The organism is Pseudomonas sp. NBRC 111124, assembly GCF_001320245.1.
Taxonomy (GTDB): domain Bacteria; phylum Pseudomonadota; class Gammaproteobacteria; order Pseudomonadales; family Pseudomonadaceae; genus Aquipseudomonas.
Map to the genome: position 1 here is coordinate 64,887 of NZ_BCBA01000042.1, position 15,145 is coordinate 80,031.

Consider the following 15,145-nt stretch of genomic DNA (forward strand, 5'->3'; position numbering starts at 1 on the left):
CTCAGTTCCCCTTGTCTTGGGTCAGGATACGGTATTCGGCACTGCGGGCGTGGGCGGTCAGCGACTCGCCACGGGCCAGGACCGAAGCGGTGTGGCCCAGCTCCGATGCGCCCTGCTCGGAGCAGAAGATGATCGACGAACGCTTCTGGAAGTCATACACACCCAGTGGCGACGAGAAGCGCGCGGTACCGGAGGTCGGCAGCACGTGGTTAGGGCCGGCGCAGTAGTCGCCCAGCGCTTCGCTGGTGTGGCGGCCCATGAAGATCGCGCCCGCGTGGCGGATTTGCGGCAGCCAGGCCTGCGGCTCGGCGACCGACAGCTCCAGGTGCTCGGGGGCGATGCGGTTGGCCACTTCGATGGCCTGCTGCATGTCACGCACCTGGATCAGCGCACCGCGCCCATTGATCGATTTCTCGATGATCTCGGCACGCTCCATGGTCGGCAGCAGCTTGTCGATGCTCGCGGCCACGCGGTCGAGGAAGGCGGCATCCGGGCTGACCAGGATGGCCTGGGCATCTTCGTCGTGCTCGGCCTGGGAGAACAGGTCCATGGCGATCCAGTCAGGGTCGGTCTGGCCGTCGCACACCACGAGGATTTCCGATGGGCCGGCGATCATGTCGATACCGACCTGGCCGAACACGTGGCGCTTGGCAGTGGCCACGTAGATATTGCCCGGACCGACGATCTTGTCTACCTGCGGCACGCTTTCGGTGCCATAAGCGAGGGCTGCAACGGCCTGGGCACCACCGACAGTGAACACCCGGTCGACACCGGCGATGCAGGCGGCGGCCAGCACCAGCTCGTTGACTTCGCCACGCGGGGTCGGCACCACCATCACCACCTCGGTGACGCCGGCGACCTTGGCCGGAATGGCGTTCATCAGCACCGAAGACGGGTACGACGCCTTGCCGCCTGGCACGTACAGGCCGGCACGGTCGAGCGGGGTGACCTTCTGGCCGAGCACGGTGCCGTCGGCTTCGGTGTACTGCCAGGAGTCCTGCTTCTGCCGCTCGTGGTACATGCGCACGCGATTGGCGGCTTTCTCCAGGGCTTCACGCTGGGTATCGGTGATGCGGGTCAGGGCCAGCTCCAGGCGCTCGCGACCGAGGATCAGGTCATCGATGGACTTGGCGTCAACACCGTCGAATCGCTGGGTGAATTCCACCAGGGCAGCGTCGCCGCGCTCGCGCACGGCCTTGATGATGTCGAGCACGCGCTGGTTGACCGCGTCATCGGACACACTTTCCCAGCTCAGCAGATGATCCAGATGTCGGGCGAAATCCGGATCAGCAGCGTTGAGACGGGCAATTGCAGTGGACACGGTCATGGCGAGGGCCTCGATTATTAGCGAATGCTCAGGCGCCCTAGGCTACCAGTCCATCCGCGCGGGCACCCGAGAAAAGTGGCTATGACGCGGATAGACGGGCGCGACAGCGAAGGCCGCGCGCAGAAGTCAACCGCGGTGTCGCGACTCGACTGCTTGGCGCAGCGTGTCGATCAGGCTCTGGATGCGGGCGTGCTGCATCTTCATGGAAGCCTTGTTGACCACCAGGCGCGAGCTGATCGTGGCGATCAGGTCCTGGGGTTCCAGGCCGTTGGCACGCAGGGTGTTGCCGGTGTCGACCACGTCGATGATCTTGTCGGCGAGGTTGATCAGCGGCGCCAGCTCCATCGAGCCGTACAGCTTGATGATGTCGACCTGACGGCCTTGTTCGGCGTAGTAACGCTTGGCCACATTGACGAACTTGGTGGCGACACGCAGGCGGCCTTTGGGCTCGGGTGCGCCGGTGACACCTGCAGTCATCAGCTTGCACTGGGCGATCTGCAAGTCCAGCGGTTCGTACAGGCCCTGGCCGCCGTACTCCATCAGCACGTCCTTGCCCGCCACACCGAGGTCGGCGGCGCCATGCTCGACATAGGTCGGCACGTCGGTGGCACGCACGATCAGCAGGCGCACATCGCTCTGCGTGGTGGGGATGATCAGCTTGCGGCTCTTGTCCGGGTTCTCGGTCGGCACGATACCGGCCTCGGCCAGCAATGGCAGGGTATCGTCGAGAATACGGCCTTTGGAAAGCGCGATGGTCAGCATTGGAACGTCGGTCCTTAAGCGGCTACTGCCGGCCGGGCCTAACACCCGACCGCATTCAATTCGAATGGCACATCCGTGTGCCAGCGGGCGATTAGCCCGGTACGCGGCGGATTTTCGCGCCGAGCATCTGCAGTTTTTCTTCGATGCACTCGTAACCACGGTCGATGTGGTAGATGCGGTCGATCAGGGTATCGCCTTCGGCAACGAGCGCCGACAGCACCAGGCTGGCGGAAGCACGCAGGTCGGTGGCCATGACCGGGGCGCCCTTGAGGGCCGGTACGCCAGTGACGATCGCGGTGTTGCCTTCGACCTGGATCTGCGCGCCCATGCGGTGCATTTCGTACACATGCATGAAACGGTTTTCGAAGATCGTCTCGATGACCGCGCCAGTACCTTCGGCGATGGCGTTCAGCGAGATGAACTGCGCCTGCATGTCGGTCGGGAACGCCGGGTACGGAGCGGTGCGCAGGTTGACGGCTTTCGGCCGCTTGCCGTGCATGTCCAGCTCGATCCAGTCCTCACCGGTGGTGAGGTCGGCACCCGCTTCCTTCAGCTTCTCAAGTACCGCTTCGAGGATGGTCGGGTCGGTATCCTTGACCTTGACGCGGCCACCGGTCACGGCAGCGGCGACCAGGTAGGTGCCGGTCTCGATGCGGTCGGGCATGACGCGGTAGTGAGCGCTGTCCAGACGCTCGACGCCATCGATGGTGATGGTGTCGGTGCCGGCGCCCTGCACCTTGCCGCCCATGGCATTGATGAAGTTGGCCAGGTCGACCACTTCAGGCTCGCGCGCGGCGTTTTGCAGCACGCTGCGGCCTTTGGCCAGGGCAGCGGCCATCATGATGTTCTCGGTACCGGTGACGCTGACGGTGTCGAAGAAGAAGTGGGCGCCGCGCAGGCCGCCTTCAGGTGCCTTGGCCTTGATGTAGCCGCCTTCGACTTCGATTGTCGCCCCCATGGCCTCGAGGCCGCGGATGTGCAGGTCGACCGGGCGCGAGCCGATGGCGCAGCCACCGGGCAGTGCTACTTCGGCCTCACCGAAGCGCGCGACCATGGGGCCGAGCACCAGAATCGAGGCGCGCATGGTCTTGACCAGCTCGTAGGGGGCTACCAGGGTCTTGATGGTGCGCGGGTCGATTTCCACCGCCAGCTTTTCGTCGATCACAGGCTCGATGCCCATGCGCCCGAACAGCTCGATCATGGTGGTGATGTCGTGCAGGTGCGGCAGGTTGCCCACGGTGACCGGGCCATCGGCCAGCAAGGTCGCCGCCAGGATCGGCAGGGCCGCGTTCTTCGCGCCGGAAATGCGGATCTCGCCGTCAAGACGAGCGCCGCCAGTAATAATCAGTTTGTCCATTGGTGTCTCGCCGCCAAGTTGGCTCAGGTGCGCTCAGCCCAGGCTGCGCTGCTGAAAAATTTCATGGTTACCGCATGGATGCTGCCATTGGCGATCCACGGATTCAGGTGAGCATAGATCGCCTGCTGACGTTTGACCGGGCTCAGGCCAGCCAACTCGTCGCTGATCACGTTCAACTGGAAGTTGCAGCCTTCGCCTTCAACTTCGACCCGGGATCCCGGCAATTTCTCTTCAAGGAAGCTCTTAACTTCTACGGCCTGCATGCTCAACCTCAATCGGCGCCCGATGCGCACGGGTCGGCCATCATACAAAAAAGCCCCTCGCCTGCGAAGCCCAACGAAGGGGCGCGCGACCGAGGGGCCTCTCATCACTGCCAAGCCATCAGCTTGCCAGCACCTCATCGAGGTCATAGACCCCGGCAATTTCCTGCATGTCGTCGGGCATGTTGCGTACCTCGACTGCCTTGCCGGTTGCCTGGGCGTCACGGATGAACGCCAGCAGCAGCGACAGGCCAACACTGGTGGAACGCGCCACGGCCGAACAATCCAGCACCAGACGGGTTTCACGGCTGGCGCCGATCAGCGCCTGGCCCTGCTTGCGCAGGGCCGGCCCGCTGCGGTAATCCAGTTCGCCCGCCAGGCGCAGCACGCCCGGCTCGGCCATGGTTACAGCGGCCTCGCTCATTTGACGGTCTTCTCTGGCGAGTTGTCGGCAGCTTCCTTGGCCTTGGCCACTTCGCCGGCCCAGCCGTCGATGGTCTTGTCCAGATCGTTGCCATTACGCTGCATGGCATCGGCGAACTGGTCGCGGAACAGCTTGCCGATGTTGATGCCGTTGACGATGACGTTGCGCACCTTCCACTCGCCGCCGAGGTTTTCCAAGGTGTACTGCACCGGATAGACCGCACCGTTGTTGCCGGTAACCTTCATGCCGACACTGGCGCGCTTGCCGTCATCAGCCTTGGCCGGGTCGACGGTGATGCCCTGGTTGTTGTACTCGAGCAGCGCATTGCCGTAGAACTGAAACAGGCTGCGCTTGAAGTTGTCCTGGAAGCGCTGAATCTGCGCAGGGGTGGCCTTGCGCGAGTACTTGACGGTCATGATGCTTTTCGAGATGCCTTCAGCATCCACTACCGGACCTAGAATGCGGTTGAGCGAATCGTAGAAGGCATTCGGGTTGGTCTTGTACTGCTCTTTGTTCGCCTTCAGGTCGCTCAGCAGCTCATTGGTGGTGCTCTGAACCACGTCATGCGGCGACTGCGCGGCCAGGGCCATCAGGGGAAAGGCCGCCAGCAGCACCAGCAGGCCACGTCGCAGGATCGAAATCATGGAAACTCCTTAATTAGCCGGTTGCGCTTCTTTTGGTTCCTTGCCAACGGAGTTGAGCAGGAACTTGCCAATCAGATCTTCCAGCACCAGCGACGACTGTGTGTCATGGATGGTCGAGCCATCCTTGAGCACGTCTTCTTCACCGCCCACGCTGATACCGATGTACTTCTCGCCAAGCAAGCCGGCGGTCAGGATCGAAGCCGTGGAGTCAGTCGGCAGGTTGTTGACCGACTTGTCCAGCTGCAGGGTCACCCGACCGGTGTAGGAATCACGGTCCAGATCGATGGCGGTGACCTTGCCGATCGTTACACCGGCCATGGTCACTTTAGCTCTGACAGTCAAACCGGCGATATTGTCGAAGTACGCGTAAACTTTGTAGGTATCGCTGCTCGGGCTGGCGGACAGCCCGCTGACGCGCAGGGCCAGCAGCAGCAGCGCCAGGATCCCGGCCAGGAGGAACAGGCCGACACCGATTTCCAGGGTGCGGTTTTGCATCAGAAATCTCCAAACATCAAGGCGGTCAGAATAAAGTCCAGACCCAGTACTGCCAATGAGGCATAGACCACGGTCTTGGTGGTGGCACGGCTGATCCCCTCTGAGGTGGGTTCGCAGTCGTACCCCTGGAATACGGCAATCCAGGTCGTGACGAAGGCGAACACCAGGCTTTTGATCAGCCCGTTGAGCACGTCGTCGGTAAAGGAAACGCTGTTCTGCATGTTGCCCCAGAACGAGCCTTCGTAAACGCCCAGCCAGTCGACCGCGACCCAAGAACCACCCCAGATGCCGACCACGCTGAAGATAAGCGCCAGCAGCGGCAGCGAGATGAAACCGGCCCACAGGCGTGGCGCGACGATGTACTTGAGCGGGTCGACGCCGATCATTTCCAGGCTCGACAGCTGCTCGGTGGACTTCATGTTGCCAATTTCGGCAGTCAATGCAGAACCGGCACGGCCGGCAAACAGCAGTGCGGTCACCACCGGGCCGAGCTCACGCAGCAGGGTCAGGGCAACCATCTGCCCGACCGCCTGCTCGGAGCCGTACTTGGTCAGGATGCTGTAGCCCTGGAGGGCCAGCACCATGCCGATGAAGACCCCGGAAACGGCGATGATCGCCAGTGACAGCACGCCCACCGAGTACAACTGCTTGGTCAGCAGCTGGAAACCGCCGCCAATGCCGCCACGGCCGATCAATGCGTGGAACAGGAACAGGCACGAGCGCCCGAGCACTGCCACCACGTCGATCGCCGAGCGTCCGAGCAGGCGGATCCGTTCGAGTAAGGATTTTCTGCGCATCACCGCGCCCCCAGCAAATCGGCGCGGTAGTCAGGCGCGGGAAAGTGGAATGGCACCGGGCCGTCCGGGTCGCCTTTCATGAACTGGCGAATACGCGGATTGTCCGAGCCCATCAGCTCGTCGGGCGTGCCCTGGCCCAGCACCTGACCATCACCGACCACATAGATGTAGTCGGCGATACTGGCGGTTTCAGCCAAGTCATGGGAAACCACGATGCTGGTGATGCCCAAGGCATCGTTGAGCAGGCGGATCAGCCGCACGAGCACACCCATCGCAATCGGGTCCTGGCCGACGAACGGTTCGTCGTACATCAGGATCTGCGGGTCCAGGGCAATCGCCCGGGCCAGCGCCACCCGGCGCTTCATGCCACCGGACAATTCATCCGGCATCAGGTCGATGGCACCGCGCAGGCCGACGGCCTGCAGCTTCATCAACACGATGTCGCGGATCATTTCGTCCGAAAGCTGGGTATGCACGCGCAACGGAAAAGCGACGTTCTCGAATACGTCGAGATCGGTAAACAGCGCGCCGCTCTGGAACAACACGCCCATCTGCTTGCGCGCGTCGAACAGGTCGCTGCGTGAAAGGCTCGGCAGGTTCTGCCCTGCCACCCACACTTCACCGCTCGACGGCCGTAGCTGCGCGCCCATCAGGCGCAGCAGCGTGGTCTTGCCGCAACCCGACGGCCCCATGATCCCGGTGACCTTGCCGCGCGGGATACGGATGTCGACATTGCTGAAAATGCTGCGCGAACCGCGCTTGAAGGTGACGCCCTTCAACTCGACCGCGTAGGCGCTATCCACACTCATCTAGACTCCTTGCTAGTGCAGCCTCGCACTAATGGACGCCGGCCTTCATCGTGAAGACACACGCACCCTTGGCAGGCCGAATAGCGGCGAACTATAGCACCGCTGACCACGCGTCCCCAAGGCCATGAAACGTGTCGTTCAGGACAACGACAGGGTTTCATGATGATTGTTCAGGCAATCCAATGGATGAGGCTTTCTTGTATTGCGGCTATAATCGCCGCCTTTTAATCAGGCATTGCTTTTCGACATGAGCCAATCCAGCGAGCTGATCCACTCTGCCCAGCGTACCTTGCGCCTGGAACTCGAGGCCGTAGAAGGCCTGGTGGCCCGCATCGACGCCAATTTCGTCAAGGCCTGCGAGCTGATCCTGGCGAGCAAGGGACGGGTCGTGGTGGTCGGCATGGGCAAGTCCGGGCATATCGGCAACAAGATCGCCGCCACCCTGGCCAGCACCGGCACGCCGGCATTTTTTGTGCACCCGGCCGAAGCCAGCCATGGCGACATGGGCATGATTACCCGCGATGACGTCATCCTCGCCCTGTCCAACTCCGGTAGCACTGCAGAAATCGTCACCCTGCTACCTCTTATCAAACGCCTGGGCATTCAGCTGGTCAGCCTTACCGGCAACCCTGACTCCCCCTTGGCCCTGGCCGCCGAGGTCAACCTCGATGCCAGCGTGAGCCAGGAAGCCTGCCCATTGAACCTGGCCCCGACCTCTTCCACCACCGCCGCGCTGGTGCTGGGGGACGCACTGGCGATTGCCTTGCTCGAAGCGCGTGGTTTCACTGCCGAAGACTTCGCGTTCTCGCACCCCGGCGGCGCGCTGGGCCGCCGACTGCTGCTCAAGGTCGAGAATGTCATGCACGCCGGTGACGAACTGCCCCAGGTACAGCGCGGCACGCTGCTCAAGGACGCGCTCCTTGAAATGTCCCGCAAAGGCTTGGGCATGACCGTGATCGTAGGCGACGATGGCAAACTGGCAGGGATTTTCACCGACGGTGACCTGCGCCGCAGCCTGGACCGCAACATCGATGTGCACACCACCCTGATCGACCAGGTCATGACCGTGCACGGCAAGACAGCCCGCGCCGAGATGCTCGCAGCGGAGGCCCTGAAGATCATGGAAGACCACAAGATCAGCGCCCTGGTGGTCGTGGACCGGGACGACCGCCCGACCGGCGCTCTGAACATGCACGATTTGCTGCGCGCCGGCGTGATGTAAAGGAGAACGAACAGATGACCCAACAGCTCCTGCAACGCGGCAAAGCCATCAAGCTTGCTGTTTTCGACGTCGATGGCGTGCTCACCGATGGCCGCCTGTACTTTCTTGAAGATGGCAGCGAATTCAAGACCTTCAATACCCTTGATGGCCAAGGCATCAAGATGCTCATGGCCTCAGGTGTGACCACAGCCATCATCAGCGGGCGCAAGACCCCGGTAGTAGAACGCCGGGCTAAAAACCTCGGCATCCCTCACCTCTACCAGGGGCGCGAGGATAAATTGGTGGTTCTCGACGGCCTGCTCAGCGAACTGGGCCTAAGCTATGAGCAGGTCGCCTACCTGGGCGACGACCTGCCCGACCTGCCGGTGATTCGCCGAGTAGGGCTGGGCATCGCCGTCGCCAACGCCGCACCGTTCGTTCGCCAGCACGCTCATGGCGTGACACAGGCTCGCGGCGGTGAAGGTGCCGCGCGTGAATTCTGCGAACTGATCATGCAGGCCCAGGGCACCCTGGACGCTGCCAACGCCAACTACCTTTAAGGCTGCCCATGTTCAGCAAGAAAGCCCGGAACATTGCGCTGTTTGCGGTGGTTGCCGCCCTGCTGGCGGCAATCGGCTACTGGAATGTCAGCCCTGAGAGCTTCCTAGACAAACCGGTAGCCCAGGTCGACGAAAGCGCCATCGACTACTATGCGATCAACGCCCACAGTGTGCAGTACCTGCCCGATGGCAAGCTGCAATACGAAATGACTGCCGACAAGGTCGAACACGTCAAGGCCAGCGAGGTCACACTGGTGACCACGCCCGACCTGCACATGTACCGCGGTACTCAGTACCCGTGGCACGTGCAGAGCGTGCGTGCCGAGGTCAACCCTGACGGCAGCGAAGTCGAACTGATCGACCAGGTGCGCATTGCCCGCACCGACGAAAAACAGCGCGATACCATCATTACCAGCTCGCGCATGACCGTATTCCCGCAGAAGCAATATGCGCAGACCGAGCAAGCCGTTAGAATCGACGGCGCCGGTGGCACAACCACAGGCAAGGGAATGAAAGCGTATTTGAAAGAAAGCAAGATCGACTTGCTCTCTAACGTAAGAGGACAGTATGAGGCTCGTTAAAACCCTCCCCCTTTTGCTCAGCCTGAGCGCAGCAGCACTGGGAAGCGCGAGCGCCTTCGCCCTGCCGAACGACCGTGACCAGCCTATTCGCATCCAGGCCGACAACGCGCACCTGGACGACAAGCAAGGCGTGGCTACCTACACCGGCGACGTGATCATCACCCAAGGCTCGATGATGATCAAAGGCAACACCGTGACCATGACCCGTGCCGCCAATGGCGACATCGACGTAGTGACCTCGGTGGGCAACCTGGCGTACTTCGAACAGCAGCAGACTGCGGCCAAGCCCGACAAGATGAAAGGCTGGGCGGTGACCATCCAGTACCAGGCGCAGAAAGACACGGTGATCCTTACCGATCGCGCCAAGGTCGAGAACGAAGGCAACACCACCGAAGGCGAGAAGATCGTCTACAACACCAAGACCCAGGTTGCGACCGCCGGTCGCGGTGGCAACGTGACCCAACCACGTCAGCGCATCGACATGGTGATCCAGCCGAAGAAGAAGGCCGAGTAAATGGCAACCCTCAAAGCTCAGCACCTGGCCAAGAGCTACAAGGGGCGACAAGTCGTGCGTGATGTCAGCCTGTCGATCGACAGCGGGCAGATCGTCGGCCTGCTCGGCCCCAACGGCGCCGGCAAGACCACCTGCTTCTACATGATCGTCGGCCTGGTCCAGGCCGATCAGGGGCGCGTGCTGATCGACAACCTCGATGTCAGCCACCAGCCCATGCATGGCCGTGCCCGCGCCGGTATCGGCTACCTGCCGCAGGAAGCTTCGATCTTCCGCAAGCTGTCGGTGGCCGATAACATCATGGCCATCCTCGAGACCCGCAAGGACATCGATCGCGAAGGCCGGCGCAAGGAGCTGGAAAGCCTGCTGCAGGAATTTCACATCAGCCACATCCGCGACAACCTCGGCATGAGCCTTTCCGGCGGTGAACGCCGCCGGGTCGAAATTGCCCGTGCCCTGGCCACCGCACCGAAGTTCATCCTGCTTGACGAACCGTTTGCCGGTGTCGACCCGATCTCGGTTGGCGACATCAAACAGATTATCCACCACCTCAAGGCCAAGGGCATCGGTGTACTGATCACCGACCACAACGTCCGTGAAACCCTGGATATCTGCGAAACTGCCTACATCGTCAACGACGGTCGACTGATCGCCGAAGGTGACGCCGAGACCATCCTGGCCAACGACCTGGTCAAGGAAGTCTACCTGGGTCACGAGTTCCGACTCTGACCCGGACTGCCTGGAGCGCTGGCATTAACGCCTTGTCGGGGCTTAAGTTGTTACAGTGCTCTAGGCAAACGCTACAATTTAAGGCATATAACTTGCTTGAATTTGGCGCTCCGGCGCCCTCGTGTAGTGGATGGCGCATGCGCGCCGGCGAACAAGGTATTAAGCCCCAGCCATGAAACCATCGCTCGTCCTAAAAATGGGCCAGCAACTGACGATGACCCCGCAGTTGCAACAGGCCATCCGCCTACTTCAGCTCTCCACCTTGGACCTCCAACAGGAAATCCAGGAAGCGCTGGAGTCCAATCCGATGCTCGAACGTCAGGAAGACGGCGACGACTTCGACAACAGCGACCCGATGGCGGACAACGCCGAGAACAAGCCGGCCGCCGAAGTCCAGGACAACAGCTTCCAGGAAAGCACCAGCAGTGCCGAAACCCTGGAAGACGGAGAGTGGAACGAGCGAATCCCCAACGAGTTGCCGGTCGACACCGCCTGGGAAGACATCTACCAGACCAGCGCCAGCAGCCTGCCGAGCAACGATGACGATGAGTGGGACTTCACCACCCGCACATCGGCCGGCGAAAGCCTGCAGAGCCACCTGCTGTGGCAGCTGAACCTGGCTCCGATGTCCGATACCGACCGCCTGATCGCCGTCACCCTGATCGACAGCATCAACGGCCAGGGTTACCTGGAAGACACCCTCGAAGAAATCTGCGCAGGCTTCGACCCGGAGCTAGATATCGAACTCGACGAGGTCGAAGCGGTACTGCACCGCATCCAGCAGTTCGAGCCAGCCGGTGTCGGCGCACGCACTCTGGGCGAATGCCTGCTGCTGCAATTGCGCCAACTGCCTGCCAGCACGCCGTGGATGAGTGACGCCCAGCGTCTGGTCACCGACTTTATCGACCTGCTCGGCAGCCGCGACTACAGCCAGCTGATGCGCCGCATGAAACTCAAGGAAGACGAGCTGCGCCAGGTGATCGAGCTGGTGCAGAGCCTCAACCCGCGGCCGGGTTCGCAGATCGAGTCGAGCGAACCGGAATACGTGGTGCCTGACGTGATCGTGCGCAAGGACAGTGACCGCTGGCTGGTCGAGCTGAACCAGGAAGCGATACCGCGCCTGCGGGTCAACCCGCAGTACGCCGGCTTCGTCCGCCGTGCCGACACCAGCGCCGACAACACTTTCATGCGCAACCAGTTGCAGGAGGCGCGCTGGTTCATCAAGAGCCTGCAAAGCCGCAACGAAACACTGATGAAAGTCGCCACGCAGATCGTCGAGCACCAGCGCGGCTTCCTTGACCACGGCGATGAAGCGATGAAACCGCTGGTCCTGCATGACATCGCCGAAGCGGTGGGCATGCACGAGTCGACCATTTCCCGGGTGACCACGCAGAAATACATGCACACCCCGCGCGGCATCTACGAACTGAAATACTTTTTCTCCAGCCACGTCAGCACCGCCGAAGGCGGAGAATGCTCGTCTACGGCTATCCGCGCGATCATCAAGAAACTGGTTGCAGCGGAAAATCAGAAAAAGCCATTGAGTGACAGCAAGATCGCTGGTTTACTGGAGGCACAAGGCATCCAGGTAGCCCGTCGCACCGTCGCCAAGTACCGCGAGTCCCTCGGCATCGCACCGTCGAGCGAGCGCAAGCGACTGATGTAGCCCCCGGATGTGCCACAGCGTTTGTGGGGCAGGTGCAACACCTGCCTCTTTATGCACGGGCAACAAAGGAGAAGCTGTATGCAAGTCAATATCAGTGGACAGCATGTAGAAGTCACCCAGCCACTGCGCGATTATGTGCTTGAAAAGCTCGCTCGCGTGGAGAGTCACTTCGACAAGATCACCAACGTGCAGGTCATCATGAAAGTCGAGAAGCTGCAGCAGAAGGTCGAAGCGACCTTGCAGATTCCAGGCGGTGAAGTGGTTGCCAACGCGGAACACGAAGACATGTATGCAGCGATCGACGCCCTGGCCGACAAGCTCGACCGCCAACTGAAAAAACACAAGGAAAAACAGCAAAGCCTGCTGCAAGGTGCAGCCGCTCGCTGATCCCTCTCATCCATGATCCGACTTGAAACCATCCTGACCCCCGGCCGTTCCCTTGTGAACGTGCCGGGCGGCAGCAAGAAGCGCGCCCTGGAAAAGGTCGCCAACCTGATTGCCGAGCAAGTACCTGAGCTTGCGATGCAAGACGTCTTCGAAAAGCTCATCGCTCGCGAAAAACTGGGCTCGACCGGCTTTGGCAATGGCATTGCCATCCCCCACTGCCGGCTTGAAGGCTGCTCGTCCCCGGTCAGTGCCCTGCTGCACCTGGATGCGCCGATCGACTATGACGCCATCGATGGCGCCCCGGTGGATCTGCTGTTCGTCCTGCTGGTACCCGAGGCGGCCACCGATGCCCATCTTGAATTGCTGCGCCAGATCGCCAGCATGCTCGATCGCAAGGAGGTCCGTGATCGCCTGCGTGCCGCCGGCAGCAGCGAGGCCCTGTACCAGGTTGTCCTGGACGCACAGAACGAGCACTGAACATGCGCCTGATCATCGTCAGCGGCCGGTCCGGCTCCGGCAAGAGTACCGCCCTCGATGTCCTGGAAGACAACGGTTTCTATTGCATCGACAACTTGCCCGCCGGGCTGCTGCCGCAGCTGGCGGAAAACGCGTTGATCAATACCGAGCTGCTGCAACCCAAGGTGGCGGTATCGATCGATGCGCGCAACCTGCCCAGCCACCTGTCGCGTTTCCCCGAATTGCTCGGGGAGGCCCGTGGGCGCCACATCCAGTGTGATGTGTTGTTCCTCGACGCCGACGAAGACACGCTGCTCAAGCGCTTCTCGGAAACCCGTCGGCGTCACCCGCTGACCAACGCCGACCGCTCGCTGGCCGAGGCCATCCGCGTTGAAAGCGAATTGCTGGGGCCGATTGCCGACCTTGCCGACCTGAAGATCGACACCACCAGCCTCAACCTCTACCAGCTGCGCGACTCGATCAAACTGCGCCTGCTCAATCAGCCCGAGCCCGGTACCGCATTCCTGGTCGAGTCGTTCGGCTTCAAGCGCGGAATGCCGGTCGATGCCGACCTGGTGTTCGATGTACGCTGCCTGCCCAACCCGTACTGGAAACCGGAACTGCGCGAACATTCCGGCCTGGAGCAACCGGTGATCGATTACCTGGCCGCACAGCCGGACGTCGAAGAGATGTTCAACGACATCTCCAGCTACCTGCTCAAATGGCTGCCACGCTTTGCCGCCAGCAACCGCGCCTATGTCACCATTGCCATTGGCTGCACCGGAGGCCATCACCGCTCGGTCTACATCACCGAACGGCTCGGCGAGCTGCTGCAGCAATCCCTGAAAAACGTCCAGGTCCGCCACCGCGACCTCTAGCCCACAGGATCCACCGCACGATGCCCGCCCGCGAAATCACCATCATCAACAAGCTGGGCCTGCATGCCCGGGCGGCTGCCAAATTCGTCGGCGTGGCCGGTAAGTTTCCCTGCCAGGTTCGCGTCGGCCGCGCGCCCGACAAGCTGGTGGACGGCAAGAGCATCATGGCGGTGATGATGCTGGCCGCAGGCAAAGGCACCCAGGTACACCTGATGACTGAGGGCGAACAGGATAGCGAGGCGCTGGACGCGCTGGTGGCGCTGATCAACAACTACTTCGACGAAGGCGAATGAAGGCCTCTGCGGGCGCGACGATCCTCTTCGGCGCCTGTGAGTTCGAGCGCCACCCGCGCGGCGTTCGATCTCAAAAGCACACGAAATACGCCAGCTGGCCCTAGGCCAAGATCACGACATTGCAGTATCCATCACCATCATCAGGCAAAAGCCGATGCAAAGCCCCAGACTGGCAAGGCGGTGATGACCATTGCTGCGCGACTCGGGAATGATCTCCTGGGTTACCACCAGTAGCATCGCCCCCGCCGCACAGGCCAGGCCAACCGGCAACAGCAACTCCGCCATGTTCACCAACCAGGCACAGATCACCGCAGCCAGTGGCTCGACCAGGCCCGAGGCGGCGCCGATCAGAAACGCCTTGAACCGTGGCATCCCCGCCCCTGCCAGCACCAGCGCTATTACCAGGCCTTCGGGCACATCCTGCAACGCTATGCCCATCGCCAGGCTGTCGGCGTCGGCCATGCCGCTTCCGGCAGAGACACCGATGGCCATGCCCTCGGGGATGTTGTGGGCGATGATGGCAATCACGAACAACCAGATCCTTGCGGCGATGACTGGCTGGTTTTCCGTACCGACCAAGGCTTCTGGCGAAGCACCGGAAACCTTGAGGTCGACCAGAAACAGGCACAGGGCGCCGAGCATCAAACCGAAACTGATCAGCCCACCGGCGCCCCAAGGGCTGAAACCAAGGGACTGGGCGGCATCCAGCCCGGGGATGATCAGCGAGAACGCCGTAGCCGCGAGCATCACCCCTGCCCCGAACCCCAACAAGGTATCGGCCAAGGCTACCGACATGTTGCGAATCACCAACACCGGCACTGCGCCCAGCGCTGTACCCAGCGCGCACAATGCACCGCCTTCCAGGGCGCGCAGCATGCGGGGTTCCAGGTCCAGCCAGGCGATGCCACGGGCCAGCAGCAACGCGGTACCGGCCAGCAACAGCAATGTGCCCAGGGCCAGCCGAAACAGCCGGACACTGCTGATGGACATCACCTCAGAGCGCATACC

20 protein-coding genes are annotated in these 15,145 nt (G+C 61.8%); 10 read left to right on the forward strand and 10 right to left on the reverse strand.

Annotated elements, in window-relative coordinates; translation table 11 throughout:
* Position 1: 1 nt before the first annotated feature.
* The 9 genes from hisD to APH28_RS16960 all read right to left on the reverse strand — a co-directional run bounded on the left by hisD (position 2) and on the right by APH28_RS16960 (position 6,875).
* Entirely contained in the window at positions 2-1,327 is a 1,326-nt protein-coding gene (gene hisD / locus APH28_RS16920) for a histidinol dehydrogenase (RefSeq protein ID WP_060511277.1), read from the reverse strand.
* Positions 1,328-1,453: 126 nt separating this feature from the next.
* Positions 1,454-2,089 carry an ATP phosphoribosyltransferase gene (gene hisG / locus APH28_RS16925; RefSeq protein WP_060511279.1) on the reverse strand — a complete coding sequence of 212 codons (636 nt, stop codon included), beginning with the start codon at positions 2,087-2,089 and terminating at the stop codon, positions 1,454-1,456.
* A gap of 91 nt (positions 2,090-2,180) precedes the next feature.
* The gene (gene murA, locus APH28_RS16930; protein WP_060511280.1) at positions 2,181-3,446 is read right to left on the reverse strand and encodes a UDP-N-acetylglucosamine 1-carboxyvinyltransferase; all 1,266 of its coding nucleotides are present in this window, start codon (positions 3,444-3,446) and stop codon (positions 2,181-2,183) included.
* 23 nt (positions 3,447-3,469) lie between these two features.
* Entirely contained in the window at positions 3,470-3,709 is a 240-nt protein-coding gene (locus tag APH28_RS16935) for a BolA family protein (protein WP_003255121.1), read from the reverse strand.
* 118 nt (positions 3,710-3,827) lie between these two features.
* Positions 3,828-4,130, reverse strand: coding sequence for a lipid asymmetry maintenance protein MlaB (locus APH28_RS16940; RefSeq protein WP_060511283.1), 303 nt, complete (start codon positions 4,128-4,130; stop codon positions 3,828-3,830).
* Positions 4,127-4,774, reverse strand: coding sequence for a phospholipid-binding protein MlaC (locus APH28_RS16945; RefSeq protein ID WP_060511284.1), 648 nt, complete (start codon positions 4,772-4,774; stop codon positions 4,127-4,129). Before APH28_RS16945 ends, APH28_RS16940 begins: the two co-directional genes overlap by 4 nt.
* A 9-nt stretch (positions 4,775-4,783) precedes the next feature.
* Positions 4,784-5,269, reverse strand: coding sequence for an outer membrane lipid asymmetry maintenance protein MlaD (mlaD, locus tag APH28_RS16950; protein ID WP_060511286.1), 486 nt, complete (start codon positions 5,267-5,269; stop codon positions 4,784-4,786).
* Positions 5,269-6,066, reverse strand: coding sequence for a lipid asymmetry maintenance ABC transporter permease subunit MlaE (gene mlaE, locus APH28_RS16955; protein ID WP_060511288.1), 798 nt, complete (start codon positions 6,064-6,066; stop codon positions 5,269-5,271). Before mlaE ends, mlaD begins: the two co-directional genes overlap by 1 nt.
* The gene (locus tag APH28_RS16960; protein WP_043213285.1) at positions 6,066-6,875 is read right to left on the reverse strand and encodes an ATP-binding cassette domain-containing protein; all 810 of its coding nucleotides are present in this window, start codon (positions 6,873-6,875) and stop codon (positions 6,066-6,068) included. The genes mlaE and APH28_RS16960 overlap by 1 nt, the downstream gene beginning before the upstream one ends.
* Positions 6,876-7,122: 247 nt before the next feature.
* Between APH28_RS16960 and APH28_RS16965 the strand changes: the two genes are divergently transcribed.
* The 10 genes from APH28_RS16965 (at position 7,123) to APH28_RS17010 (ending at position 14,137) form a co-directional block, all read left to right on the forward strand.
* On the forward strand, positions 7,123-8,097 hold the full coding sequence (locus tag APH28_RS16965; RefSeq protein ID WP_060511290.1) for a KpsF/GutQ family sugar-phosphate isomerase: 975 nt from the start codon (positions 7,123-7,125) through the stop codon (positions 8,095-8,097).
* Positions 8,098-8,111: 14 nt separating this feature from the next.
* A complete protein-coding gene (locus APH28_RS16970; protein WP_060511292.1) occupies positions 8,112-8,636 on the forward strand; it encodes an HAD family hydrolase in 525 nt (174 codons plus the stop codon).
* An 8-nt stretch (positions 8,637-8,644) separates the two neighbouring features.
* Positions 8,645-9,217 carry an LPS export ABC transporter periplasmic protein LptC gene (gene lptC, locus APH28_RS16975; RefSeq protein ID WP_060511294.1) on the forward strand — a complete coding sequence of 191 codons (573 nt, stop codon included), beginning with the start codon at positions 8,645-8,647 and terminating at the stop codon, positions 9,215-9,217.
* Positions 9,204-9,731, forward strand: coding sequence for a lipopolysaccharide transport periplasmic protein LptA (gene lptA, locus APH28_RS16980; RefSeq protein WP_060511296.1), 528 nt, complete (start codon positions 9,204-9,206; stop codon positions 9,729-9,731). Before lptC ends, lptA begins: the two co-directional genes overlap by 14 nt.
* On the forward strand, positions 9,732-10,457 hold the full coding sequence (gene lptB, locus APH28_RS16985; RefSeq protein WP_060511298.1) for an LPS export ABC transporter ATP-binding protein: 726 nt from the start codon (positions 9,732-9,734) through the stop codon (positions 10,455-10,457). It abuts the gene before it with no gap.
* Positions 10,458-10,629: 172 nt separating this feature from the next.
* Complete coding sequence (locus tag APH28_RS16990; RefSeq protein WP_060511300.1) at positions 10,630-12,123, forward strand: RNA polymerase factor sigma-54; 1,494 nt, start codon at positions 10,630-10,632, stop codon at positions 12,121-12,123.
* Between the two features lie 78 nt (positions 12,124-12,201).
* The gene (gene hpf, locus APH28_RS16995; RefSeq protein ID WP_003255135.1) at positions 12,202-12,510 is read left to right on the forward strand and encodes a ribosome hibernation-promoting factor, HPF/YfiA family; all 309 of its coding nucleotides are present in this window, start codon (positions 12,202-12,204) and stop codon (positions 12,508-12,510) included.
* A 12-nt stretch (positions 12,511-12,522) separates the two neighbouring features.
* Positions 12,523-12,987: a PTS IIA-like nitrogen regulatory protein PtsN gene (ptsN, locus tag APH28_RS17000; protein WP_060511302.1), complete on the forward strand. Its 465-nt coding sequence runs from the start codon at positions 12,523-12,525 to the stop codon at positions 12,985-12,987.
* Positions 12,988-12,989: 2 nt separating this feature from the next.
* On the forward strand, positions 12,990-13,844 hold the full coding sequence (gene rapZ, locus APH28_RS17005) for an RNase adapter RapZ (protein ID WP_060511304.1): 855 nt from the start codon (positions 12,990-12,992) through the stop codon (positions 13,842-13,844).
* Positions 13,845-13,864: 20 nt separating this feature from the next.
* Positions 13,865-14,137 (forward strand): HPr family phosphocarrier protein, encoded by a 273-nt coding sequence (locus tag APH28_RS17010; RefSeq protein WP_060511306.1) that lies wholly within the window; start codon positions 13,865-13,867, stop codon positions 14,135-14,137.
* Between the two features lie 111 nt (positions 14,138-14,248).
* Here APH28_RS17010 and APH28_RS17015 read toward each other — a convergent pair whose 3' ends face one another.
* The gene (locus tag APH28_RS17015; RefSeq protein WP_060511494.1) at positions 14,249-15,142 is read right to left on the reverse strand and encodes a ZIP family metal transporter; all 894 of its coding nucleotides are present in this window, start codon (positions 15,140-15,142) and stop codon (positions 14,249-14,251) included.
* Positions 15,143-15,145: the final 3 nt, after the last annotated feature.